Source organism: Streptomyces sp. CB02058, assembly GCF_001905505.1.
In the GTDB taxonomy this organism is placed as follows: domain Bacteria; phylum Actinomycetota; class Actinomycetes; order Streptomycetales; family Streptomycetaceae; genus Streptomyces.
Genome location: NZ_LIPG01000005.1, coordinates 590,704 through 615,928, shown reverse-complemented (window position 1 = coordinate 615,928; position 25,225 = coordinate 590,704). Strand labels below are relative to the sequence as shown.

General features: G+C 71.6%; 23 protein-coding genes and 2 tRNA genes. 14 read left to right on the top strand and 11 right to left on the bottom strand.

Going from position 1 to position 25,225, the window contains the following annotated elements:
* The first annotated feature begins 44 nt into the window (after positions 1-44).
* The gene (locus AMK10_RS27635) at positions 45-902 is read left to right on the top strand and encodes an RNA polymerase sigma factor SigF (protein ID WP_073750855.1); all 858 of its coding nucleotides are present in this window, start codon (positions 45-47) and stop codon (positions 900-902) included.
* Between the two features lie 234 nt (positions 903-1,136).
* Positions 1,137-2,003 carry an RNA polymerase sigma factor SigF gene (locus AMK10_RS27630; RefSeq protein WP_073750853.1) on the top strand — a complete coding sequence of 289 codons (867 nt, stop codon included), beginning with the start codon at positions 1,137-1,139 and terminating at the stop codon, positions 2,001-2,003.
* Positions 2,004-2,362: 359 nt separating this feature from the next.
* On the opposite strand, the gene AMK10_RS27625 is transcribed toward AMK10_RS27630, so the two are convergent.
* Positions 2,363-2,578 carry a hypothetical protein gene (locus AMK10_RS27625; protein ID WP_073750850.1) on the bottom strand — a complete coding sequence of 72 codons (216 nt, stop codon included), beginning with the start codon at positions 2,576-2,578 and terminating at the stop codon, positions 2,363-2,365.
* Between the two features lie 337 nt (positions 2,579-2,915).
* Here AMK10_RS27625 and AMK10_RS27620 point away from each other — a divergent pair, with 337 nt between their 5' ends.
* The 5 genes from AMK10_RS27620 (at position 2,916) to AMK10_RS27600 (ending at position 8,397) form a co-directional block, all read left to right on the top strand.
* The gene (locus AMK10_RS27620; RefSeq protein WP_073750848.1) at positions 2,916-3,428 is read left to right on the top strand and encodes a MarR family winged helix-turn-helix transcriptional regulator; all 513 of its coding nucleotides are present in this window, start codon (positions 2,916-2,918) and stop codon (positions 3,426-3,428) included.
* Between the two features lie 23 nt (positions 3,429-3,451).
* Positions 3,452-5,941, top strand: coding sequence for an MFS transporter (locus AMK10_RS27615; RefSeq protein WP_073750846.1), 2,490 nt, complete (start codon positions 3,452-3,454; stop codon positions 5,939-5,941).
* A 184-nt stretch (positions 5,942-6,125) separates the two neighbouring features.
* Positions 6,126-6,941 (top strand): YceI family protein, encoded by an 816-nt coding sequence (locus AMK10_RS27610; protein ID WP_073750844.1) that lies wholly within the window; start codon positions 6,126-6,128, stop codon positions 6,939-6,941.
* A 29-nt stretch (positions 6,942-6,970) separates the two neighbouring features.
* On the top strand, positions 6,971-7,441 hold the full coding sequence (locus tag AMK10_RS27605) for a PPOX class F420-dependent oxidoreductase (RefSeq protein WP_073750842.1): 471 nt from the start codon (positions 6,971-6,973) through the stop codon (positions 7,439-7,441).
* Between the two features lie 8 nt (positions 7,442-7,449).
* A complete protein-coding gene (locus AMK10_RS27600; RefSeq protein ID WP_073750840.1) occupies positions 7,450-8,397 on the top strand; it encodes an NAD(P)-dependent oxidoreductase in 948 nt (315 codons plus the stop codon).
* A gap of 84 nt (positions 8,398-8,481) precedes the next feature.
* Here the strand turns inward: AMK10_RS27600 and AMK10_RS27595 are convergent, their stop codons facing one another.
* The 8 genes from AMK10_RS27595 to AMK10_RS27560 all read right to left on the bottom strand — a co-directional run bounded on the left by AMK10_RS27595 (position 8,482) and on the right by AMK10_RS27560 (position 18,858).
* Entirely contained in the window at positions 8,482-9,261 is a 780-nt protein-coding gene (locus AMK10_RS27595; RefSeq protein ID WP_073750838.1) for a TetR/AcrR family transcriptional regulator, read from the bottom strand.
* A 59-nt stretch (positions 9,262-9,320) separates the two neighbouring features.
* Complete coding sequence (locus AMK10_RS27590; RefSeq protein WP_073750836.1) at positions 9,321-10,841, bottom strand: MFS transporter; 1,521 nt, start codon at positions 10,839-10,841, stop codon at positions 9,321-9,323.
* Between the two features lie 177 nt (positions 10,842-11,018).
* Positions 11,019-13,187 carry an ArnT family glycosyltransferase gene (locus AMK10_RS27585; protein WP_073750834.1) on the bottom strand — a complete coding sequence of 723 codons (2,169 nt, stop codon included), beginning with the start codon at positions 13,185-13,187 and terminating at the stop codon, positions 11,019-11,021.
* Positions 13,184-14,488: a bifunctional glycosyltransferase family 2/GtrA family protein gene (locus AMK10_RS27580; protein ID WP_073750832.1), complete on the bottom strand. Its 1,305-nt coding sequence runs from the start codon at positions 14,486-14,488 to the stop codon at positions 13,184-13,186. The genes AMK10_RS27585 and AMK10_RS27580 overlap by 4 nt, the downstream gene beginning before the upstream one ends.
* A 26-nt stretch (positions 14,489-14,514) precedes the next feature.
* A complete protein-coding gene (locus AMK10_RS27575; protein WP_073750830.1) occupies positions 14,515-16,197 on the bottom strand; it encodes a sensor histidine kinase in 1,683 nt (560 codons plus the stop codon).
* Positions 16,198-16,201: 4 nt separating this feature from the next.
* Entirely contained in the window at positions 16,202-16,939 is a 738-nt protein-coding gene (locus AMK10_RS27570; protein ID WP_073750828.1) for a response regulator transcription factor, read from the bottom strand.
* Between the two features lie 89 nt (positions 16,940-17,028).
* Positions 17,029-17,916, bottom strand: a complete 888-nt coding sequence (locus AMK10_RS27565; protein ID WP_073750826.1) for an amidohydrolase family protein — start codon at positions 17,914-17,916, stop codon at positions 17,029-17,031.
* Positions 17,917-17,970: 54 nt separating this feature from the next.
* Positions 17,971-18,858, bottom strand: coding sequence for a DUF2797 domain-containing protein (locus AMK10_RS27560; protein ID WP_073750824.1), 888 nt, complete (start codon positions 18,856-18,858; stop codon positions 17,971-17,973).
* Positions 18,859-19,022: 164 nt separating this feature from the next.
* On the opposite strand from AMK10_RS27560, the gene AMK10_RS27555 reads away from it, so the two are divergent.
* From AMK10_RS27555 to AMK10_RS27535, 6 genes are all read left to right on the top strand, one after another.
* Positions 19,023-19,772: an LppU/SCO3897 family protein gene (locus AMK10_RS27555; RefSeq protein ID WP_073750822.1), complete on the top strand. Its 750-nt coding sequence runs from the start codon at positions 19,023-19,025 to the stop codon at positions 19,770-19,772.
* Between the two features lie 105 nt (positions 19,773-19,877).
* A complete protein-coding gene (locus AMK10_RS27550) occupies positions 19,878-20,264 on the top strand; it encodes a hypothetical protein (RefSeq protein WP_073750820.1) in 387 nt (128 codons plus the stop codon).
* Positions 20,265-20,327: 63 nt separating this feature from the next.
* Positions 20,328-21,272 carry an RNA polymerase sigma factor SigJ gene (gene sigJ, locus AMK10_RS27545; RefSeq protein WP_073750818.1) on the top strand — a complete coding sequence of 315 codons (945 nt, stop codon included), beginning with the start codon at positions 20,328-20,330 and terminating at the stop codon, positions 21,270-21,272.
* A 93-nt stretch (positions 21,273-21,365) separates the two neighbouring features.
* A complete protein-coding gene (locus AMK10_RS27540) occupies positions 21,366-22,562 on the top strand; it encodes an NAD(P)/FAD-dependent oxidoreductase (protein ID WP_073750816.1) in 1,197 nt (398 codons plus the stop codon).
* Between the two features lie 149 nt (positions 22,563-22,711).
* Positions 22,712-22,873, top strand: coding sequence for a hypothetical protein (locus tag AMK10_RS37510; protein ID WP_158070906.1), 162 nt, complete (start codon positions 22,712-22,714; stop codon positions 22,871-22,873).
* Positions 22,874-23,019: 146 nt separating this feature from the next.
* Positions 23,020-23,484, top strand: a complete 465-nt coding sequence (locus AMK10_RS27535; protein WP_073750814.1) for a hypothetical protein — start codon at positions 23,020-23,022, stop codon at positions 23,482-23,484.
* A 159-nt stretch (positions 23,485-23,643) separates the two neighbouring features.
* Here AMK10_RS27535 and AMK10_RS27530 read toward each other — a convergent pair.
* Both AMK10_RS27530 and AMK10_RS27525 read right to left on the bottom strand, forming a co-directional pair.
* Positions 23,644-23,716 (bottom strand) — tRNA-Arg (locus AMK10_RS27530).
* 207 nt (positions 23,717-23,923) lie between these two features.
* Positions 23,924-24,014, bottom strand: a tRNA-Ser gene (locus AMK10_RS27525).
* Between the two features lie 304 nt (positions 24,015-24,318).
* On the opposite strand from AMK10_RS27525, the gene AMK10_RS27520 reads away from it, so the two are divergent.
* Positions 24,319-24,789: an SSI family serine proteinase inhibitor gene (locus AMK10_RS27520; protein WP_073750812.1), complete on the top strand. Its 471-nt coding sequence runs from the start codon at positions 24,319-24,321 to the stop codon at positions 24,787-24,789.
* Positions 24,790-25,225: the final 436 nt, after the last annotated feature.

Here is a 25,225-nt window from a genome sequence, read left to right as displayed (position 1 = left end):
ACGGATGAGTTGACCGTAGTTGACCGCAAAGGGGTGGCGACACCGTGCCGGCCAGTACAGCGCCTCAAGTCCCGCCCCAGAACGTCCAGACGGACGACATCCAGACCGAGACGCCCGACCCCACCACGCCCGCCAGGACGCGGGGCGCGGACACCCGGGCCCTCACCCAGGTGCTCTTCGGGCGGCTCAAGGACCTCGAACCGGGGACCCCGGAGCACCACAGGGTGCGCACGGCCCTGATCGAGGCGAACCTGCCGCTCGTGCGGTACGCCGCGGCCCGCTTCCGCAGCCGCAACGAGCCGATGGAGGACGTCGTCCAGGTCGGCACCATCGGCCTGATCAACGCCATCGACCGCTTCGACCCGGAACGCGGCGTCCAGTTCCCCACCTTCGCCATGCCCACCGTGGTCGGCGAGATCAAGCGCTACTTCCGGGACAACGTGCGGACGGTGCACGTGCCGCGCCGGCTGCACGAGCTCTGGGTCCAGGTCACCGGCGCGACGGAGGACCTGACGACCGCCCACGGGCGCTCGCCGACCACCGCCGAGATCGCCGAGCGGCTGAAGATCTCCGAGGACGAGGTGCTCGCCTGCATCGAGGCGGGCCGCTCCTACCACGCGACCTCGCTGGAGGCGGCCCAGGAAGGTGACGGGCTGCCCGGTCTGCTGGACCGGCTCGGCTACGAGGACCCGGCGCTCGCCGGGGTCGAACACCGCGACCTCGTACGGCATCTGCTCGTCCAGCTGCCCGAGCGCGAACAGCGCATCCTGCTGCTGCGCTACTACAACAACCTGACCCAGTCTCAGATCAGTGCCGAACTCGGTGTCTCCCAGATGCACGTGTCAAGGCTTCTGGCCAGAAGTTTCGCCCGACTGAGGTCCGCAAACAGGATCGAGGCGTAACCAGAACGGGTAGACCCCGAACGGGCCTGTTCCGGGGGCGTAAAAGCCGCACACCCCCTGTTTCCTGCGCAGTTTCGGCGCTGACTTGTCGACAAGTCACTACAGCGTGTTGCCGACATGTGACATTCTGCTGGAACCGCGTTTGCCGCAGCCCCACCTCCGGTATTCAGGTGGAGGCTGCGTTCCTCCGATGGTCGTGGCCACCGCGACCGTCCGCGACCTCAAGGGGGTGGCATGTCCGCAGAACAGGGCAGCTCGAAGGTGCTCACGCTCACGAAGAGCGTGCCGGCACCTGCCGTGCTCACCAGCTCGCCGGAAGCCATCGACACCCGCACCCTGTCCCGCTCCCTGTTCCTGCGGCTAGCCGCGCTGGGTCCCGCCTCGGGCCCCGACGGAACGGACAGCCCGGAGCGGGCCTATGTGCGGGACACGCTCATCGAGCTCAACCTCCCGCTCGTGCGGTACGCGGCGGCGCGGTTCCGGAGCCGTAACGAACCGATGGAGGACATCGTCCAGGTCGGAACGATCGGCCTGATCAAGGCGATCGACCGATTCGACTGCGAACGCGGCGTGGAATTCCCCACGTTCGCGATGCCGACCGTCGTGGGGGAGATCAAGCGCTTCTTCCGCGACACCTCGTGGTCGGTGCGGGTGCCGCGCCGGCTCCAGGAACTGCGGCTCGCCCTCACCAAGACCAGCGACGAGCTCGCCCAGAAGCTCGACCGTTCGCCGACGGTGCCGGAGCTGGCCAAGGCGCTCGGGGTCTCCGAGGAGGACGTCGTCGACGGCCTGGCCGTGGGTAACGCCTACACCGCCTCCTCGCTGGACTCCCCGTCCCCCGAGGACGACGGCGGCGAGGGCTCGCTGGCGGACCGCCTGGGGTACGAGGACGCGGCGCTGGAAGGCGTCGAGTACCGCGAGTCCCTGAAGCCGCTGCTGGCCAAGCTCGCCCCGCGCGAGCGGCAGATCATCATGCTGCGCTTCTTCGCCAACATGACGCAGTCGCAGATCGGCGAAGAGGTCGGCATCTCTCAGATGCACGTCTCCCGGCTGCTGACCCGGACGCTCACCCAGCTCAGGGAAGGCCTCATCGCCGACTGAGCCGCCCGTCCGGCCCCGTCCGGACGCCAGGGCGACCGATCCACCCGTCCGACCGACGACCCGATCGTCCGGCCGGCCCCACCCGGGCCCGTCCGGCAGCGATCGGGTCGGCCCGGCTCCGCGCGCCCGAGCCCGCGCGTGGCCGCACACCACGGCTCACCGGCTGCCGGGGCACCGAGACCGCCCGCCCCGGCGGCCTCGCCGCGTCCGGGCCCGGCGCGGGGAACGCAGACGCTCCCGGAGCCGACGGGCGGCGCGGGAGCGTCTGTGAAGGGGGCGTGCACCCTCAGGTGGACGCCCGGCAGGCCCCGGGCCCCGCGGAGGGGCGGCAGGCCCGCCATGAAGGGGACGGGGGCCGGTCAGCCGAGCGCGAGCCAGGCGACCGCACCGAGGACGACGATGACCGCCACGACGGCCACGATCACCCCGGTCTTCGAGCCTGACGAGGTCGCGGCGGGCTGCGGCCCGCGCTGCGGCTCGCCCTCGTCGACAAACGCGCGGAACATCTGCGTGCTGCCCGCCGGGTCGTGAGTGCCCTCGGGGCCCGGCTGCGGGGCGTGGGGGTTGTATGCCATGGTCCAGGACCCTAGCGAACTCGGCACGTCCGCCCAACCCCCGGGCCGCGAAGGGGCGATGCCCCTCGTCGGCGTACACGCCGTCTTCACCCCTCCGCCGGAGCGCTCCGCACCGCCTCCACGGGCCCTCCGCGCGCCCGCCCCACCCCCTCGGCCCGTGACGAGGAACACATCCGGCGCCGGCCACCCGCTGTGCGCTGGGGCCTTGACCCGGGGCCTACACAGGCTTTTGCGTTCCTTTACTTCTGCAAGGCCCTTTTCGTTTGCCTGCGGCAACCAACCGCTTCTATCGTTGCCCTAAGCAACAAGATGACCTCGTGAGATGTCTGGAGGGCCAGTGGCAGCACGGAGCCAGTACGAAGAACTGGCCCGGCAGCTCAGCGCCGTCGGAGCCGTCAAACGGGGCCTCCTCCGCATCCTGCCCGCCGAGTGTCCCGGTGGCTCGGCCACCGTGCTGACGCTGCTGGCCAAGTACGGCGAGATGCGGATCACCCGGCTTGCCGAACTCCTGGCCGTGAACATGTCGGTGACCAGCCGTCATGTGGCTCACACGGCGGAGAACGGCTGGATCGAGCGCTCTCCGGACCCGGCGGACAAGCGGTCCCGCATCCTGCGGCTGACCCCCGCCGGAGAGGAAGTGCTCGCCGAACTGAACCGGCGGACGACCGAAATGTTCGCCCACAACCTCGACGACTGGTCCGACGAAGAAGTCGGACAGCTCAACACGTTGTTGTCCCGCCTGCGCGACAGCTTCTCCTGCCGCGGCGCCGGAGGGTGTACCCCCGGAAGGCACAGCGGCGACTGCCGCTCGGGGCTCTCGGACGATTCGCACACCCGTACACCCCTGTAACAGAAGCAAAGACAAGGAATGTAATGGCTACGACCACACCATCCGGTGTGCGGGGCGGCCACGCCAAGCACGGGGCTGCGGAAGCCCCCTCTGGCACGCCGATGACACACCGGCAGATCATGGAAGCGCTGACCGGGCTGCTGCTCGGCATGTTCGTCGCGATCCTGTCGTCGACGGTCGTCTCCAACGCCCTGCCCGAGATCATTTCCGACCTCGGCGGCGGCCAGAGCGCCTACACCTGGGTCGTCACGGCCTCGCTGCTGGCCATGACCGCCACCACCCCGCTCTGGGGCAAGCTCGCGGACCTCTTCAGCAAGAAGCTGCTGGTCCAGATCGCCCTGATCATCTATGTGGCCGGCTCCATAGTCGCCGGTCTCTCGACCAGCAGCGGCATGCTCATCGTCTGCCGTGTGGTGCAGGGCATCGGCGTCGGCGGTCTCTCCGCCCTCGCCCAGATCGTGATGGCCGCGATGATCTCCCCGCGCGAGCGCGGACGCTACAGCGGCTACCTCGGCGCGGTCTTCGCCGTCGCCACCGTGGGCGGCCCGCTGCTCGGCGGTGTCATCACCGACACCAGCTGGATGGGCTGGCGCTGGTGCTTCTACGTGGGTGTGCCGTTCGCGGTCATCGCCCTGATCGTGCTCCAGAAGACCCTGAAGCTCCCCGTGATCAAGCGCGAGGGCGTCAAGATCGACTGGTCCGGCGCGTTCTTCATCAGCGCGGCGGTCTCGCTGCTGCTGCTCTGGGTGACCTTCGCGGGTGACAAGTACGACTGGATCTCCTGGCAGACCTGGACGATGCTGGGCGGCACCGTCGTCCTCGTCGCGCTGTTCCTCTTCATCGAGTCCAAGGCCCGCGAGCCGATCATCCCGCTGCGCCTCTTCCGCAACCGCACCATCACGCTGGCCTCCGTGGCCTCGCTGTTCGTCGGTATCGGAATGTTCGCGGGCACCGTCTTCTTCAGCCAGTACTTCCAGCTGGCGCGGGACAAGTCGCCGACGATGTCCGGCGTCATGACCATCCCGATGATCGCCGGGCTCTTCCTCTCCTCGACGATCTCCGGCCAGATCATCACCAAGACGGGCCGCTGGAAGGCCTGGCTGGTCAGCGGTGGCTTCCTGCTCACCGCCGGCCTCGGGCTGCTGGGCACCATCCGGTACGACACCGAGTACTGGCAGATCGCGGTCTTCATGCTCGTCATGGGTCTCGGCATCGGCATGATGATGCAGAACCTGGTGCTCGCCACGCAGAACCAGGTGGCTCCCGCCGACCTGGGCGCGGCCAGCTCCGTCGTGACGTTCTTCCGTTCCCTCGGTGGTGCGATCGGCGTCTCGGCGCTGGGCGCCGTCCTGGGCAACCGTGTCACCCACTACGTCAAGGAAGGCCTCGCCGACCTCGGCCCCGAGGGCGCTGCCTTCGGCCACGGCGGTACCGGCGGCGGGGGCATCCCCGACCTGGACACGCTGCCCGCGCCGTTCCGTACGGTCATGGAGGTCGCCTACGGCCACGGTGTCGCCGACGTCTTCCTGTACGCCGCGCCCGCCGCACTGGTCGCCTTCCTCCTGACGCTGTTCATCAAGGAGGTCGCGCTGAAGACCAGGGCGGGCAACGACACCCCCGAGGCCTCGGCCGCCACGGAGGCCGTCGAGGCCACCACCGGCACGGCGCCCGTCGCCGAGGCGACGGCCGGGGTCACCGCGGTCGACACCCTGGAGCGGACGGCCGTCATGACGGAGCCGAGCATTCAGGGAACCCCCGTCCGCGGTGTCGTGCGGGGCGCCGAGGGCGCACCCGTCGCCCGTGCCGCCGTCACACTGATCTCGCTGGGCGGCCGGCAGCTTGGGCGCTCCGTCGCCCAGGCCGACGGCGGCTACGTCCTGGACGCGCCGGGCTCCGGCAGCTACGTCCTGATCGCCTCCGCAGACGGCTACCAGCCGCAGGCGTCCACCGTGGTCGTCGGCGAGGAGCCGCTGGCCTACGACATCCTGCTCGCCGGTACGAGCGGTCTCTCCGGGACCGTACGGAACGCCGAGGGCGGCACCCCCGTCCAGGGCGCCATGGTCGTCGTGACCGATGTGCGCGGCGACGTACTGGCCACGGGCGTGTCGAACGACGCGGGCGAGTTCACCTTCGGTGAGCTCATCCCCGGCTCGGTGACCGTCGCCGTCACGGCCGCGGGCTTCCGTCCGCTGGCCCTGCCGGTGGAGGTCGGCGGCCAGGGTGTCACCCGGGTCGACGTGGCCCTGCGCTCCGGTGCGCTGGTGCGGGGTGTCGTGAGGGCCGGCTCCGGCCGGGCACCGCTGAACGACGCCCGCGTCACGCTGATCGACGCGGCGGGCAACGTGGTCGCCACCTCGACGACCGGGGAGGACGGGGCGTACGCCTTCACCGACCTGGACGCCGGTGAGTACTCCGTGATCGCTACCGGCTACCCGCCGGTGGCCGGCGCGCTGACCGTGACCGGCGGCGGCGTCGACGGTCACGACATCGAGCTCGCCCACCCGGGCGAGTAAGAACCCACCGGAAGATTCACAAAGACCCCTGGCGGTACAGCACTTCGAGCGGAGAGGCTGTGGCCGCCGGCGGAAATGGGCCCCGTGGCGGGAACGGCAGGCAGGGGACGGCCTGCCGATCCCGCCCGGGGCCCGACTCATTGAGTCACGCTTCATGAGTGATTGAGCAAGGAGAGAACACGGGATGGGACTTCGCGCACAGGTACGTACGCGGGACGGCTGGGCGGTCCAGCACGCGGTCGTGACCGTGACCGACATGACGGGCACCCAGGTGCTCCGGGCCGACGCCGACGAGAACGGGGCGGTCCGCACCGACGATCTTCTCCAGGCCGGCGCCTACACGGTGATCGTCACGGCGGTCGGTTACGCACCCGCCGCGTCCACCGCGCTCGTCACGGCCAGCGGCCGGGTCGAGGCCGGCACCGTGGTGCTCACCCGCCAGGGCGGAGTGGAACTCCCGCCCCCCGGCACCTGGTCGCTCGACCCGGTGCACTCCTCGGTGGCCGCCGTCGCACAGCACCTGGGGATCTCCAGCGTGCACGGCAGGTTCACCGACTTCGGCGGCCGGATCGAGATCGCCGAGGACGTCCAGAACTCCCGGGTGGAGGCCTTCATCGCCTCCAGCAGCATCGACACCGGCAACGGCATGCGGGACAAGCACCTGCGCTCGGCGGACTTCCTGGACGTGGAGGTGTACCCGGAGATCACCTACCGGTCCCGGGCGCTGACCCCGGCGGGCCCCGACCGCTGGACGGTGCACGGCCTGCTCACGATGCACGGCGTCTCCCGCGAGGTCGACCTCGACCTCAGCTACCTGGGCACGGGGCCCGACCCGTGGGGCGGGGTCCGTGCGGCCTTCCACGCCACGGCGGAGCTGCGCCGCGACGACTTCGCGATGAACTACAACCAGGTCGTGCAGGCCGGCATCTCCGCGATCGGCACGACCCTGCGCGTGGAGCTCGACATCCAGGCCGTGCAGGGCGACTCCGTCCAGGCCTGAGGGCTCTGACAGGCCCTAGGGTTGGCCGTATGGCACCCAACATCGCGACCAACACCGCCGTGGAGCTCGGGGAACTCCTGGACTTCGTGCGGCCCAGGCACCGGGCGATCCTGCTGACCACCCGGTCCGACGGCCGCCCCCAGGGCTCCCCGCTCACCTGCGGCGTCGACGACGCGGGCAGGATCGTCGTCTCGACCTACCCCGAACGGGCCAAGACCCGCAACGCCAAGCGGGACGAGCGGGTGAGCGTCATCGTCCTGTCGGACGAGTGGAACGGACCCTGGGTCCAGATCGACGGCTCGGCCGAGGTGATCGACGCACCGGATTCGGTCGAGCCCCTCGTGGAGTACTTCCGCACCATCTCCGGCGAGCACCCCGACTGGGACGAGTACCGGGCGGCGATGGTCAAGCAGGGCAAGTCCATCATCCGGATCACCCCGGAGCGCTGGAGCCCCGTCGCCACCGGCGGCTTCCCCGCCCGTCTCTCGGACGGCGGCTGACCGTCCCCGTGCTCCCGCCCCACCCCGCCCCGCCGGCGCGGGCCCGTCTGCTCGTCTCCCCCTCCGTGGGCCCGGCCGTGGTCCGCGAGCTGGAAAGGATCACGGACCGGCCCGCGGAACCCGCGTACGCGAGCGCGCCCGACGGACCGTTCGTGTACGTGGGCGACGCGCTGCCAGAAGCGCTGCGGACCCCCGGGCTGCTGTGGTTCCACAGCGTCAACGCCGGTACGGACGCGCTGCTCGCCGCCGGGCCCTGGCCCGAGGGGGCCCTGCTGACGCGGACGGTGGGGCGGATGGGTGAGCGGATCGCCCAGTACGTACTGGCCTGGGTGCTCGCCGAGTGCCAGTCCGTCCCCGAGCACACCGCCCAGCACGCGCGGGCCGAGTGGCGCCGCCTCCCCTCCGAACTCGTCGCAGGACGCACCGCCGTGGTCCACGGCACCGGGCGCATCGGTTCCGCCGTCGCGGGCCTCCTGCGGGCGTGCGCCGTGCGCACGGTGGGCGTGTGCCGCACGCCCCGTGCGGTGCCGCCCGGCTTCGACCGGGTGGTCCGGGCCGGTTCGGACGAGGAGGCGGCGGCGCTGGCGGACGCCCGGTGGGTGGTGTCCACCCTGCCGCTGACCGGGGCCACCGAGCGCTACTTCGACACCGCCCGGTTCAGCGCGATGCGCGGCGCCGCGTTCGTCAACGTCGGCCGGGGCGCGACCGTGGACATGGCCGCGCTGGAGGCCGCGCTGCACGACGGCACGGTGCGCGGGGCCGTCCTCGACGTGCTGCCCGACGAACCGGCGGGCCCGGAGAACCCCGCATGGCGGCTGCCGCGCACGGTGATCACCTCGCACTCGGCGGGCATCACGGCCGAGGAGGACGTCGTCGCGGACTTCGCGGCCTGCTGGGCGGACCTGGCCGGGGGCCGGACGCCCGCACTGGCCGTGGACACCCGCCGCGGCTACTGATCCGGACCCGCCGGGACTCCGGGCCCGTCCGGGGCGCCGGAACACGCACCGGTCAGATCCACCACGCGCGCCCGGTCAGGCCCGCTACGCGCGCCGCTCGGCCGTCGCCGTCGCGCGGGTGGCCTCGATGCCGGCGATCAGCAGGTCCAGCGCGTAGACGAAGTCCCGCTCGCGCATCTCCTCGACCGTGTCGCCGCCCCGCGCGTCCATCAGGTCCTCCGAAGGCCGCATGACCTGGTTGAGCTCAGGGTGCGCGCGGATCGTGCCCATCGCCCGCTCGAAGTACTCGTCCTGGGTGAGCCCCGCCTCCACGGTGCGCTGCACGAAGTGGCCCTCGGTGCTGCCGAATCCGTAGACGAACTGGAAGACGGCGGCCATCGCCCCCGTCTGCCGCTCCAGGGGCAGGCCCGTGGCCCGGATGACGTCCTGGACGGCGTACGAGAACAGCATGGAGTGCGGCCCGATGTTCAGGAAGCTGCCGATGAGTGCCGACACCCAGGGATGGCCGACCAGCATCCTCCGGTAGTCGGTGGCCAGTTCGCGCAGCCGGTCCTGCCAGTCGCCGCCCTCGGGTGCGGCCGGGATCTCGCCGAAGACGGTGTCCAGGGCGAGTTCCAGCAGGTCGTCCTTGGTGTCGACGTACCAGTAGAGGGACATCGCCGTGACATCCAGCTCGGCGGCGAGGCGGCGCATGGAGAACTTCGCCAGGCCGTCGGCGTCCAGCAGCCGCACGCTCGCCGCCGTGATCCTGTCGCGGTCGAGGCCGGCCGGCTGGTCCGTCCTCCGGGTGCGCGAGGGAGTCCGCCGGTCCAGCCACACACTGACCCGCGCAGGGTTCCTCACACGGTCTGCCCCGGACCCCATGACACACGCTCCTCGTCTTGCGGTGGCACTCCTCGCGTATCCGCGCCCCCCGTCCGATGCTATGCCCGCACCCCGGGCTCCTGATCCGCCTCGGCGCGCTCCGCCCTCCTCAGCAGGGCGGCCGCCAGCAGCCCGCCCGCCAGGACGGCGACCGCGCCGACCAGTTGGCTGGCCTCCAGACCGGAGGCGAAGGCGTCCGTGATCCGCTCCCGGTCGGCCGGACCGTCCGCCGCACCGAGCACGGCCGGCAGCGAGGCGGTGCCGACGGCACCCGGTACGAGCGCGGCGAACCGCGAGTTGAGTACGGCGCCGAGGACGGCGACCCCGAGCCCGTTGCCGAACTCGGCGAGCGTGCCGTTCACCCCGGCGCCCACTCCCGCCTTCTCCCGGGGGATGGCGCTCATGATCGCGTTGGCCATCGCGGGCATGGCGAGCGCGACACCCGCCCCCATGACGACCAGGCCGAGCAGCATGCCGCCGTATCCCCGGCCGCCCAGCAGCGCGATCGCGGCGAGCCCCGCGGCCAGCAGGCTCATCCCGGTGGCGATGGTGGCGGGCGTGCCCGTCCTCCCGACGATCCGGGCGCCGATTCCCGTGAGGTTGAGCGCGACGACGGTCAGGGCGAGCGGCGCGGTGCGCAGACCGGCCTCCAACGGCTCGTAGCCGAGCACGAACTGCAGGTGCTGGGTGAGCAGGAAGAGTGAACCGGTCATCCCGAAGGCGACGAGGATCGCACCCGCGACCGCGCCGGTGAACCGCTGGTTGCGGAAGAAGTGCATGTCCAGCATCGGGTGGGGAACGTGCAGCTCCCACAGGACGAACCCGGTGAGCACCGCGACCCCCGCGAAGGCGGTCAGCAGGACCTGGCCGGAGCCCCAGCCGTGTTCCGGGCCGGAGATGATCGCGTACACCACGGCGGCCATGCCGATGGTGGAGAGCAGCGCCCCGAACAGGTCGGGGCGGTCCCCGCTGGGGTTCCTGGACTCCGGGACGAGCCGGACGACGGCGATCAGGCCGACGACCGCGACCGGGATGTTGATCAGGAAGATCGCGCCCCACCAGAAGTGGTCGAGCATCGCCCCGCCGAGCAGCGGACCGGCGGCGAAGCCCAGGGAGTTGACGGTCGACCAGATCCCGATCGCCTTCACGCGCTCGGTGTCGTCGAAGATCTGGACCACCACGGACAGCGTGGTCGTGATCAGCAGCGCGCCTCCGACCCCCATGCCCGCGCGGGCGGCGATCAGCTGCCCCGAGGACTGCGAGAGTCCGGCCGCGAGTGATCCGACGCCGAACACCACGAGGCCGGCGACCAGCATCTTCTTGCGGCCGTAGCGGTCCGACGCGCTGCCCGCGGTGAGCAGCAGGCCAGCCTGGACGAGGGAGTACGCGTTGATCATCCACTGCACATCGGCGGTGGACGCGTCGAGTTCGGCGGTGAGCGAGGGGATCGCGACGTTCAGGACCGTGTTGTCGAGCAGCACGGTGAGCTGGGCGAGACAGATGACTCCGAGGATCAGCCAGCGCTGCGCATGGCCGCCCCCGGGGGCGAGGTCCTTCTGCTCGGCGGCGGTCGCCGTCATGCGGGCTCCTGGTTCCGGTGCACTTGTACGGTGTATGGGACTGTTGCCGTACACCGTATGGCACCTCCTGTACGCCGTACAACACCTTTGGGGGCGGCGCCGGGCACGGCAGAGGGCGGTGGCCCGGGGTTCGCCCCGGGCCACCGCCCTCCCGTCGCCGTGGGCGACATCCGCTCCCTACGCGGCGCTCGTCGGCTGGGTGAGGTCGTAGAAGGTCGCGCTTCCGACCGTGACCTCCTTGAAGTTCTCCTCCACCCACGAGGAGATCTGGGACGAGGTGCCCTCGCCGCCCATCCCGCCGCCCATCCCGCCGGAGATGAAGTAGTGGATCTTCCCCTCCTCCACGTACTTCTTGAACTGCGCGAGCGTCGGGGACGGGTCGCTCCCGTTGAATCCGCCGATCGCCATCACCGGGTCACCGGTGGCCAGCTGGTAACTCGCGGCGTTCTGGGAACCGATGGCCGCCGCGGCCCAGGTGTAGGCGTCGGCGTTCTGCTTGAGCAGGGTCTTGGCCTCGGAGTCGACGGAGGCGCCGTTGAGCAGACCGCCCATGCCTCCGCCACCCATGCCGCCTTCGCCCATGCCGCCGCCGGGCGTACCGCCCTGCTTGGCGCCCGGGGCCCGGCCCTGACCGCCGCCGGGAGCCTGGCCCTGGCCGGGCGTCCCGCCGCCGGGGAAGCCACCGCCCTGGGAGTTGCCCTGCGCGTTGCCCGGCGCCTGGCCGCCGCCCTGCTGCGTGCCCTGGCCGGGAGGCTGCATGCCGCCGCCGGGGCCACCGCCGTTACCGCCACCGCCGCCGCCGCCGGGACCACCCATGCCCCCGCTCGACGGCCCCGCCGTGACGATCGACCCCTGGTGCCCGGTGTTCAGTGTGCTGATCGTGTACGCCGTCGGCCCGGCCAGCGACGCCGCGAGGCCCAGCCCCAGCACTCCGAGCGCCAGCGCACGCCCCAGCCGTGCGGCGAGCAGCAGCCCCACCGCGGCCACCAGACCGCCGATCAGGACGGCCCAGCGCAGCCAGGGGAAGTAGTCCGGCGTGCGCCCCAGCAGGACGTACGACCAGACGGCCGTCACCGCGACGGTCGCGCCGAGCGCGGCGCCCGCCCACCACGTGGCCCGCTCCTCCCACAGGACCGTGGCACCCATGCCGACCAGCGCCGCGATGTAGGGGGCCAGCGCCACCGTGTAGTACTGGTGGAAGATGCCGGCCATGAAGCTGAAGACGAGCGCCGTCATCAGCAGAGACCCGCCCCAGGCGAGGAACGCCGCGCGGGCCGTGTCGGTCCGCTTCGCCCGCCGGGTCAGCCAGACTCCGGCGACCAGCAGGATCAGCGCGGCGGGCAGCAGCCACGAGATCTGGCTGCCGATCTCGGAGTTGAACATCCGGCCGATGCCGGTCTCACCCCAGCCGCCGCCCTGGCCGCCGCCTCCGCCTCCGCCGACGCTACCGGTCTCCTCGCCGTTGATCCGGCCGAGTCCGTTGTAACCGAAGGTGAGTTCCAGGAAGGAGTTGTTCTGCGAGCCCCCGATGTACGGCCGCGAGGAGGCGGGCCACAGCTCGACGATCGCGACCCACCAGCCACCGGAGACGATCATCGCCAGCGCGGCCAGGCCGATCTGGCCGAACCTCTTCCGCACGGAGACCGGCGCGAACACCGCGTACAGCACCGCCAGCGGCGGCAGGATCAGGAACGCCTGGAGGGTCTTCGAGAGGAACGCGAGGCCCACCGCGACACCCGCCCAGACCAGCCACTTCGTACGGCCGCCCTCCAGGGCGCGCAGCACGCAGTAGACGGTGACGGTCATCAGGAGCGCGAGCAGCGCGTCCGGGTTGTTGAAGCGGAACATCAGCGCGGCGACCGGGGTCAGCGCGAAGACCGCCATCGTGATCAGACCGGCGGCGGCGCTGAAGCGGCGGCGCACGGACGCGTGGAGGACGCCCGCCGTCGCGACGCCCATGAGCACCTGGGGCGCGAGGATCGCCCAGGAGCTCAGGCCGAACATCCGCACCGACAGGGCCATCGGCCAGAGCGTGGCCGGGGGCTTGTCGACGGTGATCGCGTTCGCGGAGTCCAGCGAGCCGAAGAAGAAGGCCTTCCAGCTCTGGCTGCCTGCCTGAACGGCCGCGGAGTAGAAGGAGTTGGCGTAACCGGAGGCGCTCAGGTTCCACAGGTACGCGAGCGCGATGACCAGCAGCATGCCGAGGAAGGCGGGCCGCACCCACCGCGGGTCCTCTGGCCTGCCCCTCAGGACACGCCGCGGCAGCGGCTCCCGGCGGCCCGCGGCGTGCGCGGGCGGCGCCGGGGGCGGGACCTGGAGATGGTCGGAGTGCGTTGCGGCGGTCATCGGACGTTCCTCAGTTCGTGTGCGGAACCCTTGCGGGCGTCCCGGTGGTCGGAGCGCCGGTCGGGGAAGACCCAGGCGCGGAAGAGCAGGAACCGCAGCACCGTCGCCGCGAGGTTGGCCGCGATCAGCACGGCGAGCTCGGTGCTGTGCGAAGCCGCTCCGGACGCCGTGCCCAGCGCGGCGAGCGAGCCGCTGGTGAGGGCCAGCCCGATCGCGAAGACGACGAGTCCCTGGGCCTGGTGACGCACCGCGCCGCCCCGGCCGCGTACCCCGAAGGTGAGCCTCCGGTTCGCCGCCGTGTTGGCGACGGCGGAGACCAGGAGGGCCGCGCCGTTGGCGGTCTGCGGGCCGGCTCCGAGCCGGAAGAGGGAGTACAGGGCGAGGTAGACCAGGGTCGAGAGCACGCCCACGACGCAGAAGCCGACCAGCTGCCTGGCGAGTCCGCGCGGCACCCCGGGCACGGCCCGGTCGCGCGGGTCGTCCCCGAAGGGCCGCGCCAGCCGGTCGAGCGGCAGCGCCCCGGTGGCCAGGGCCCTGCCCACCCGCCAGACGCCCTTGAGGTCGTCGGTCGCGGTCTTCACGATGTGCACGGTGGAGTCGGGGTCGTCGACCCAGTCGACCGGCACCTCGTGGATGCGCAGTCCGGCACGCTCGGCGAGCACCAGCATCTCGGTGTCGAAGAACCAGCCGGTGTCCTCGACCATGGGCAGCAGGCGCTGCGCGACCTCGCGCCGTATGGCCTTGAAGCCGCACTGGGCGTCGCTGAACCGGGCGGACAGCGAGGAGCGCAGGATGAGGTTGTAGGCCCGCGAGATGAACTCCCGCTTCGACCCCCGCACCACCCGCGAACTGCGGGCCAGGCGCGAGCCGATGGCCAGGTCCGAGTGGCCCGAGATCAGCGGGGCGACCAGCGGCAGAAGCGCGTTGAGGTCGGTCGAGAGGTCGACGTCCATGTAGGCGAGGACCGGGGAGTCCGAATGGGACCAGACGGTCCGCAGGGCCCGCCCCCGGCCCTTCTCCTCCAGCCGGTACGACCGCACCTCGGGGATCAGAGCCGCGAGGCGGGCCGCCACCTGGGGCGTCCGGTCGGTGCTCGCGTTGTCCGCGACGGTGATCCGGAAGCCGTAGGGGAACGTTCGCGCCAGGTGGTCGTGCAGGCGCAGTACACACGTTTCGAGGTCCTTCTCCTCGTTGTAGACGGGGACCACCACGTCGAGTACGGGAGCGCCGGCAGCGCCGACCGCTGCGGCCAGGAGATGTTCCCGGGCCGGCAGGGTGCTCCAAGGAGTGTCGGTTCGCATGACACAGACACTCGCCAACCCCGCTGTCACATCCGTGTGCTGAGCCTGTGGTCCGCCTGTGAGTGCGCGGCGGGGGCGCCCCCGAGGGTGTTTCCCCAGCTCACAGGGGTGTCTTGGGCATCATTTCCCCAGGTTCCGGAGGCGTCGGCAGGGCTGCCCGCCGGCGCTGCCACGGCCTCGCCCTCGTACACCGCGTCCGCGGGCAGATGGACGGCGAACACCGTGTTGCCGGGAACCGAACGCACCTCGGCCTGTCCCCCGTGGGCGGTGACGACGGCCTGCACGATGGCGAGGCCGAGCCCCGTCGATCCGGCGTGCCGGGAGCGCGAGGCGTCGCCGCGGGCGAACCGCTCGAAGACGCGCGGCTGAAGCTCGGCCGGGATGCCCGGCCCGTTGTCCTGGACCTCCAGGGTCACCCAGGGCACCTCCCGGCGCGCCTGGCGCAGCCGGACCGTGACGGTGGTCCCGGGCGGTGTGTGGGTACGGGCGTTCGCCAGGAGGTTGACCAGCACCTGCTGGATCCTGGTGGCGTCCGCGCGGACCGTCGTGGGCACATCGGGCAGTTCGAGCCGCCAGTGGTGGGTGGCCCCGGACACGCCGTCACAGGCGCGGTCCGCGACCCGGGCGTCGCTCACCGCGTCGATGACCAGGGGCGAGAGATCGGTGCTCTCGTACGAGAGCGGCCGTCCGGCGTCGAGCCCGGCCAGGAGCAGCAGGTCCTCGACCATGCCCGTCATCCGCTCCGCCTCGGACTCGATGCGTCCCAGGGCGTGCCGGGTGTCGGGACCGGCGTTCTCCCGCCCGCGCCGGGTCAGTTCGGCGTATCCACGGATCGAGGCCAGTGGCGTGCGCAGCTCATGGCTGGCGTCCGCGACGAACTGCCGGACCCGCATCTCGCTCTTCTGCCGCGCGTCCAGGGCCGAACCGACATGGCCCAGCATCCTGTTGAGGGCCGCGCCGACCTGGCCGACCTCCGTGCGCGGATCGGCCTCGGTGTCCGGGACCCGCTCGAAGAGGGCGACCTCACCGCTGTGCAGGGGGAGTTCGGAGACCCGGGTCGCGGTGGCCGCCACCCTGCGCAGCGGGCGCAGGGCGACACCGACCATCGCGGCGCCGGCGATCCCGGCGGCGATGAGCCCGGCCCCGGTGACACAGACCTCCACGAGGATCAGGGTGTTGACGGCCCCGGTCACCTCGGCGGTGGGGATGCCGACGAGGAACGTCGTGCCGTCGGCGGCAGAGATCGCCTCCACGCGGTAGCCGCCCAGCCCGGGCAGCTCGACGTCATGGGCCTCGCCGTCCGGAGCCACATCGGCTGCTTCGAGGGCATCCCGCTGCGACCCGGTCAGCTCCTCGGCGCTCTCCCGGGCGTCCGGGCCCTTGATCACCTTGGAGGAGGTGACGGAACCGCCGGAGACCACGGCACCGAACGTGTCGGGCGTGCCCCTGCCGATGAAGGCCAACGGCTCCTCGTCGCTCGCGGGGCCGCCGCCCGGAGCCATCTTGGCGCTGCCCGGCGGGGGCTGCTGGGCCACCCTGGCGATGTCGTGGAGCTGGTTGTCCAGCTTCCCGTACATGTACTCGTGGAAGGCGATGGCGGTCACCGAGCCGATCACGGCCGCGACGACCGCGATGAGCGTCACCGCGTACACGACGAGCCGGGTCCGCAGCGTCCAGGGGCGTCCCGCGCCGTTCCTCCTCCTGCTCACAGGGCTACTCCCCGGGCTTGATGAGGTATCCCGCCCCGCGCCGGGTGTGGATCATCGGTGTGCGCCCCGCGTCGATCTTCTTGCGCAGGTAGGAGATGTACAGCTCGACGACGTTGGCCTGGCCGCCGAAGTCGTAGTTCCAGACCCGGTCGAGTATCTGCGCCTTGCTCAGCACCCGGCGCGGGTTGCGCATCAGGAAGCGCAGCAGCTCGAATTCGGTCGCCGTGAGGTGGATCGAGTCGTCGCCCCTGCTCACCTCGTGGCTGTCCTCGTCGAGCACCAGGTCGCCGACGACCAGCGTCGACTCGCTGCGCACCGCGGCCGTGCCGGAGCGGCGGATCAGCCCGCGCAGCCGTGCCACGACCTCCTCCAGGCTGAACGGCTTGGTGACGTAGTCGTCGCCGCCCGCCGTGAGCCCGGCGATCCGGTCCTCCACGGAGTCCCGGGCGGTCAGGAACAGCACGGGCACGTCGGAGAGCTCGCGCCGCAGCCTGCCGAGCACGGCGAGTCCGTCCATGTCGGGGAGCATCACGTCGAGGACCACCGCGTCGGGGCGGAAGTCGCGCGCCGTCCGCACGGCGCCGGCACCGTCACCGGCGCTGCGCACCTCCCACCCCTCGTACCGCAGGGCCATGGAGAGCAGCTCGGCGAGCGGAGCCTCGTCGTCCACGACCAGGACGCGCACGGGGTTGCGGTCCGGCCTGAGCAGTTCGGTGCGCCCCTGGGGCGAGGTCATCGTCATGGCTCAACCCTGTGAGACGGCCGTGAGAGAGGCCTTTCCCCCACCTGTGAATTTCCTGAGAAACGCCTGACGCGCCCCTCTCCCCCCTCTCACCCCAGCCGGAACAGCTCGCTCGCGTTCCCGTGGCAGACCGCCCGCAGCCACGCGTCGCCCAGTCCCAGCCGCTCCAGGGCGTGCAGCTGGTGGACGTACGGGTACGGAATGTTCGGGAAGTCCGTGCCGAGGAGGATCCGGTCCCCCAGATCCGCCAGCCGCCCGCGCTCACCGGCCGGGAACGGCGTGAAGCCCTCGGAGAAGTCCGTGAACGCCATGGTCGTGTCGAGGCGCACGCCGGGGTACGCCTCCGCCAGCGCCAGGAACTCCGGGTACTCCGGCATCCCCATGTGCGCCACCACGAGCCGCAGCCCGGGATGCCGGGCCAGCAGCCGGGCGATCGGCTCCGGCCCCGTGTGGGCGCCGGGCGCCGGCCCGGAACCGCAGTGCGTCACCACGGGGACCCCGGCCTCGGCCAGCAGCCCCCACACGGGGTCAAGAAGCGGATCGTTCGGGTCGTACGCCCCCACCTGGAGGTGCGATTTGAAGACGCGCGCCCCCGCCTCGACCGCCTCGCGCACATACGCCTCCGCGCCCTCCTCCGGGAAGAAGGTCGCGGTGTGCAGACAGTCCGGCACCCGGTCCGCGAACCCGGCCGCCCAGCCGTTCAGCCACGCCGCCATGCCGGGCTTGTGCGGATAGATCATCGAGGTGAACCGGAGCACGCCGAACGAGCGCAGCAGGGCGAGCCGGTCGTCCTCGTCCTTCCGGTACGCGATCGGCCACTCCATACCGGTCAGCGGGCCCACCGAGTCGAAGTACGCCCACACCTTGCTCAGCACCCGCTCCGGCATGAAGTGCGTGTGCACGTCGATGATCCCGGGCAGCCCGAGCCCCTTCCAGAACCGCACGACATCGTCGCGGTCGCGGTCGTCGCCGCTCATCCACCCCTCCTGCCTCGTGGTCCGGGAACGCTCCCGGCGATCCGGGCGACGATCTCAGAACAGCCCGTCCTGCACGCCACCGGCCCCCACGGCCGCGACCGGCACGCTGATCCCCTCCCGCGCCCCGGCGGCCACCAGGTCCCAGCCGGTGATGAGCCGGGTGTCCAGCACGACGACCTCGCCGTCCGCCGTCTCCAGGTGCAGATCGGGCCCGGCCGCCGCCACCAGCCGCCCGGACACCACACCCGTGTCGGCCAGCCCGGTCACCACCCGCGCCACCGGACGCGCGCCGTCGAGCCCGAACACCCCGGCGTGGTCGACCGCGTGGAAGGGCAGCCGCTCCAGCGCCTCCGGCCACCCCGTCCCCTCCAGGGCCGCGGCCCGCCCGTACAGCCCCTCGATCTCGGCGGCCCTCTCCCGCGCCCCGGGCAGCTCCCCCCGCACCGCCCTCTTGCGCGCGTACGGGATGCGGTCGGGCACCCCGAGCACCGAGCGCAGCAGCTCCTCCGTGCGCCGCGCGGCCATCAGCGGACCGCGCCCCAGCCAGCTGAACACCACGGCCCCCTGCTCCCGCAGCCGCGCCGCGTCCCGGGCCTCGCCGGTGATCCCGACCTTGACCATCCCCGGCCCGAACCAGGCCAGATAGACGCGGTACGTGCGCGGGTCGTCGGCGATCGTGTCGGCGGCCACCGAGTGCGCCCGGTCCAGCCGCGCGCACTCAGCGCACCGCGCCCCCGTGCTCCGCACCGGCACCACGGCCCCCACCGGACACACGTTGCCGCGCGCCCCCACGCAGTGCCGTTCCCCCTCGGCGCGGAACCCGAGCTCCTTCCCGTACGCCAGCTCGCTCACCCGTCCCCGCCCGGCGCCCTCGCTCCGCGCCCACCTCAGCACGGGACCGTCCTGCGGCCAGCTCAGCCCGGCGCACCTCCAGCCACCCATGTCGCTCTCCTCCGCGGATGTCAGCGGCGGGGCCCGCCGCTCGCGCGGATGGGCGGCGGTCCGTGATCGCGCTGTATCCCGGCCAGCGTAGAACCCCAGTATTTCTAGAGTGAAATTCTAGAAAAGGCATCCAATTCAGCGCCCCACCGGTCCACACTGACCCCGTGTCCTTACCGGAGATCACCCTGTCGCTCACGCCGAGGCAGGCGGCCGACGGCGCCGTCGTCACCGTCCCCCTGCCGACCGGCGACGCCCGTATCCGCATCCCTCCGACGACGGACGGCGATCTCGTCCGGGCCCAGGTCGACGGCCGGGAGCTGATCCTGCGCATCCAGGTCTCCGGGCCGTCGAACGCCGTCAGATGGCTGGCCGTGCTCGGCGTCGCCGCCGCCCTCGTGGTCGCGGTGGTGCTGCTCAACGGGGTCGACGACGCGAGCAGCGACGTGGCCACCCCGTCGTCGGGCTCGTCCGTCTACGCGTCCGGCAACCCGTTCAGCGAAGACCCGTACGCGGAGGACCCGTACACGGAGGACCCCTCCACCGCGGACCCGTACACCGAGGAGCCCTCCGCCGAGGAGACCGACGACGCGGAGGAGACGGAGGACCCGTACACCGAGGACCCGTACGGCACCGGGGCCGAGGAGCCCGACCCCTACGTGTCCGGGACCTGCCTCAACGGCACCCTGCCCGACTCCACGACCGCGCAGGAGGTCAGCGGCGTCGACGAGGTCTCCTGCTCGGCCTCCGACGCCCACTACCAGGTGATCCAGACGCTCCCGGGCACCTCGGACCTGAGCAGCTGCAACGCCAACTCCCGCACGCAGTACGCGTTCTCGTACCGCTACACCCTGAACGGCGCGACCCTCAACGAATACGTGTACTGCCTGGTCGGCCTCGGCTCGTACGCACGCTGACCGTTCCGGGAGCGCTGCCGCGCGACGGTTCCTGCCTGAAGTACTCAGACGCGGTCGAGTACATGCGCTCCGGTCCGCCGCGCGGCGGACCGGAATGCTCGACCCATGCGAACACGACTTCGAAACGCCGCCCAGCAGCCGTGGGCGATCCTGGTGACCGCCCTCACGACGCTCGCGCTGTGGGCCGTCTGGCTGGGCTGGGACCAGCACCGCGACATCCACCCCGACGGTTCCACCACGGGTCCGTACGAGGCCTGGCAGGTGATCGGACTCGTGCTGACCCTGCTGGTCCCGCTGTACTGGGCGGCGTCCCGGCAGAACATCGCGGGTTCGGTGCTGGGCATCACGGCCGGCCTGGGCTTCGCCTCCTTCTACGACTGGTCGGACGACGCCAGCGGCCTCTTCGCCGTCGGCGTAATCATGCTCATGACGGCGAGCCTCGTCACGACCACCGGCGTCTCCGTCGGCGTCGCCGCCCTGAAGCGGCGGTGACGGGGGCGGCACGGGGCTCGCAACCAGGTCCATGGGCCCACGGCGGGAGCTAGGATCCGGGCCATGGCTCTGACCATGAACGACATGGACCGGTTCAAGGCATCCATGCCCCGCCTGGAAGCCATCGCCTACCGCCTCCTCGGCTCCGCGAGCGACGCCGAGGACGCCGTGCAGGACACGTTCCTGCGCTGGCAGGCCGCCGACATCGACCGCATCGAGGTCCCCGAGGCCTGGCTGACGAAGGTCCTCACGAACCTCTGCCTCAACCAGCTCACCTCGGCCCGCGCCCGGCGCGAGAGCTATGTGGGCCAGTGGCTGCCCGAGCCGCTGCTCGAGGGCGACCCGATGCTCGGCCCCGCCGACACCGCCGAGCAGCGCGAATCCGTCTCGTACGCGGTCCTCACCCTCATGGAACGGCTCTCCCCCAACGAGCGGGTGGTGTACGTGCTGCGGGAGGCCTTCGACTACCCGCACCGCCAGATCGCGGAGATCCTCGACATCACCGAGGCCTCCAGCCAGCAGATCCTCCACCGCGCCAAGAAGCACGTCACCGAGGGGAAGGCCCGTACGGAGATCGACGAGGCCGCCGCCCGGCGGATCGTCGAGGAGTTCCTCGCGGCGGCCACCAGCGGCCGGACCGAGCCGCTCGTACAGCTGCTCACCGCGGACGCCGTCGCGATCGGCGACGGTGGCGGGAAGGTCCCGGCCCGTACCAAGGCGTTCGAGGGCGCACTCGCGGTCGCCACGTTCATGCGCGGCCTGTTCAAGCCGAGCAAGGCCAAGCGCGCCCTCATCGGCGGCCCCGCCGAGATGTACGCCACGACCGCCAACGGTGCCCCCGCCGTGGTGGCCGTCGTCGACGGCAGGGTCATCGGCATCCTCTGCCTGGAGGTCACCGCCGACGGCATCTCCGCGTTCCGCAGCCAGGCCAATCCCGACAAGCTCGAACGCGCGACCAGGCTGTGGGCGGCGTCGGACCACGGAGAACCCCTGCTCAGCGCCTTCTGACGACGATGTGACGTGCTTCACATCCCGTTCCTGTCAGGAAACGGCGGGCTGCCCGGTTCAAGGGGCACAACCGCGCGAGACAGGAGCAGGGACATGCCACACCGCATCATCGTCCTCGGAGCCGGATACACCGGAGCCATCGCCGCCGGCCGCCTCGCCAGGCGGCTGCACGGCGACGACGTCTCCATCACCCTCGTCAACGCCGAGCCCGACTTCGTCGAGCGGGTCAGGATGCACCAGCTGGCGGTCGGCCAGGACCTCGTGCCCCGGCCCTTCAGCGAGATGTTCGCGGGCACCGGCGTCGAACTGAAGCTCGCGAAGGTCACCGGCATCGACGCCGACCGCAGGACGGTCGCCGTCGACGGCGCGGACGGCGCCGAGGTGCTGGAGTACGACAGCCTCGTGTACGCCCTCGGCAGCGGCTGGAACGCACAGGGCGTCCCCGGCACCGAGGAGCACGCCCACGAGATCGCCGGCCGCCCCGGAGCACTCCGGCTGCGCGAGCGCCTGGCCGGACTGGACGCCGGACAGACCGTGCTCGTCGTCGGCGGCGGCCTCACCGGCCTGGAGGCCGCGACCGAGATCGCCGAGGCCCGCCCGGACCTCGACGTCGCCCTCGCCGCCCGGGGCGGACTCGGCGACTGGCTCTCGCCCAAGGGCCGCGCGCACGTGCGGAAGGTCTTCGGCAAGCTCGGCATCACCGCGCACGAGCACACCGCGGTCACCAGCGTCGGGCCCGACCACGTCACCACCGCCGACGGCACATCGCTCCCGGCCGCGGTCACCCTGTGGACCACAGGCTTCGCCGTCCACCCGATCGCGGAGGCCACCACCCTGGAGGTCTCCGGGACGGGCCAGATCGTGGTCGACGCGACGATGCGCTCGGTCTCGCACCCGGACGTGTACGCCATCGGCGACGCGGCCCTGGCCATGGGCCCCGGCGACAAGCCCCTGCGGATGTCGTGCGCCTCGGGCGTCCCCGGCGCCTGGCAGGCCGCCGACGCCCTCGCGGCACGCCTGACCGCGGGGAAGACCCCCACCACGGCGCCCCGCTACTTCAACCAGTGCATCTCGCTGGGCCGCAAGGAGGGCCTGATCCAGTACGTCACCGCCGACGACCGCGCCGTCCGGGCAGCCCTGACCGGCCGGCTCGCCGCCGCCTACAAGGAACTGGTCTGCAAGGGCGCGGCCTGGGGCGTCGCCAACCCGATGCTGGGCATGCCGACCCGGCCCCGCCGCATCCTGCGGGAACCGGCCGGGACGACCACGCCCGTCCCCGAGTCGGCCTGACCGGGCGGGCCGCCGCCCATGAGGGCAGGCAACTCGGCCCCTGCCGTCGTCGGATGGGCTTCCCCGCGGGCCGGGGCCCGGTGAACCCCCAGGAGCGGCCGGGCTCGGCCCGTGGCCTGCCCCGTACGGACGGCCGCTAAGGTCGCGGCATGGGGGGACTGGACGTCAAACTGCGACTGAAGCCGTGCAAGTGGTGCAAGCGGCCGATCAAGCAGGGCCGTTGGTGGCGCCCGAAGCGGTACTGCAACCGATGGCACCAGGTGAAGTACCGGGTCGTGGACCTGATCGGCAACGTGCTGGACGGTCTCTAGGCACCCGGCCTCACGGTCTCCGGACACCCGGCCATCCGATCCGTATCGCCGAATGCGACAGCGAGTGGCCGTGATCGAGCCGAACCTCTCGACGCCGGCCACGAGCCCCTGGTCACCGGACACGGCGGACTCATAGTCTCCGGGCCATGCAATGGACAGCGTTGGTTGCCACAGTGGTGGGTGCGGTCATCGGAGTGGGCAGCACGCTCGCCACGGACCGCGTACGTTGGCGACGGGACACGGGCGAGCGCGACCGGGAGACCCTGCGCACGGTGTCCGCCCTGTTCTTGGAGGCCCTGACCGAGGCGCGCGATGCGATAAGCGATGCCAGCCGCTCGGGGCACCTGTCTCCGGACGAGCGGGCCGAGCTCGCCCGCGCCAGCACCCTGGCCCACGGCGTGCACGCGAAGCAGTACCAACTGGAGCTGCTGGCCACGCCGGAGGTGGCCCGGTCCGCCAGGGACACCGCCTACCAACTGCTCCTCTACCGGGACACGGTGGTCGCCGGACATCTGCGCGACGATCCTGAGTGCGCACAGGCCCGGCGCGACTTCCGGGAGGCGCGCCAGAAGCTCATGGCTGCCATGCGTGCGTCGCTGAGCCGCCCCTGAGCACCTTCGACGCCTCGCTCGGCGAGCCGCCCGACGGGATGGGCGGTACCGACCGACACGGCGCTGTACGTCGCTGCTGTACGTCGCTGCTGTACGTCGCTGCTGTACGGACAACGCGAGAGGCCCTCAGGATTTCTCCTGAGGGCCTCTGGCCTGCTGTGCACTCGGCAGGATTCGAACCTGCAACCTTCTGATCCGTAGTCAGATGCTCTATCCGTTAAGCTACGAGTGCTTGTTCCTCGGCCTGGGCCTCGGTCCCGCCCCCCGGGTTTTTCTCCCCGGTCGGCGTTGCGAGAACAACATTACATGACCTGCGCCGTGACGCGAAATCCATTAGCCATACGGGCCCTGAGCTGCGAAAACACGCCTCAGGGGCTGGGTTTCCCGCCCCTGGGACGACCGAAGCCCCGTGCCAGGGGCACGGGGCTTCGGGATCTTGCGGAGGCGGAGGGATTTGAACCCTCGATGGGCTTTAAGACCCAAACCGCATTAGCAGTGCGGCGCCATAGACCGGACTAGGCGACGCCTCCAGCACACCCCGCGCGAGCGCGAGTGGTGCGTGCAGATGATGACACAGTCGAGCGTGCTGTCACCAATCGCCGCCCACGGTACTAGGCAGGTGGGCGGCGAGGCAAAGCGCCCTGCGGCGAGTGGTCCGGCGTTCCGGTCGGCCCTCCATGAGTTGCGCAACGTGCGGGCGCAAGGAGCGTTAGAGAAGGAGAGGGCTCCGCCCTCGGTCCGTCCCCCCCGTGTGCCCGGCGCGCGTGCTCTCCCCGACGCCTGCCGGAGCAGACCGGCGTGCCCCAGGGCGCGCCAGAACATCAGGAGCCCCGCATGCTGCGTCGTCTCACCTTCACCGCCGTCGCGTCCCTCGCCGCGCTGTCCGCCGTCGCGCCCGCCGCCACGGCCGCGTCCCCCCTCGTGCCGCTGCCTCCTCTTCCCCTGCTCCAGGGGGACTGGCCGACGGCGCAGGACACGCGGACCAAGCTCACCGTGACGGTCTCGGAGTCGGGCAACCCGGCGGCCGACGGCGTCTTCGAGCTGGAGTGCGGACCGGCGGGCGGCAGCCACCCGGCCGCGCAGCGCGCCTGCGACCTGCTGGACGAGGCCGCGGAGTCGGGCGACAACCCCTTCGTGGCGACCGACCGCAACGCCATGTGCACCCAGCAGGCCGGCGGACCGGCCGCCGCCCGGGTCCAGGGCACCTGGCAGGGGGAGAACGTCGATGCGCGGTTCAGCCGGGCCAACGGCTGCGAGATCTCGCGCTGGAACAACCTCGTGCCGGTGCTCCCCTCCGCGAGGTAGCCGGTGCTCCCCTCCGCGAGGTAGCCGGTGCTCCCCTCCGCGAGGTGGCCGGTCCGCCTCTCCGCCCGGTAGCCGGTCCCGGCGGTCCGGCCTGGGTGAGGAGCCGGGCCGGCCCGGCTCCGCCGTGTAGCCGGTTCGGCGGGGCGTGCGCCGGGACTTCGGTCCGGCCCGGACGGCGCGTACGGGGGCGTGCGCGGAGTCGCCCCAGGTACGTACCTGCCGGGTTCCAGGCGCAGTTCGGGCATGTCCAGGCATACGCCGGAACGTATCGGCCCACGTCACAGGGGGCGCTCGCGGTCACGGCACGGACCACCGGCGTACACCGTGTGCACAGAACCTTGGTGAGAGCTCCCCCTCATCCGCCGCCCGACATGCGCTCCCTGCCTTTAGACTCCTCCAGTGACAGCCTGAGGCCCGAGGGGCAGGATGGGGCCCG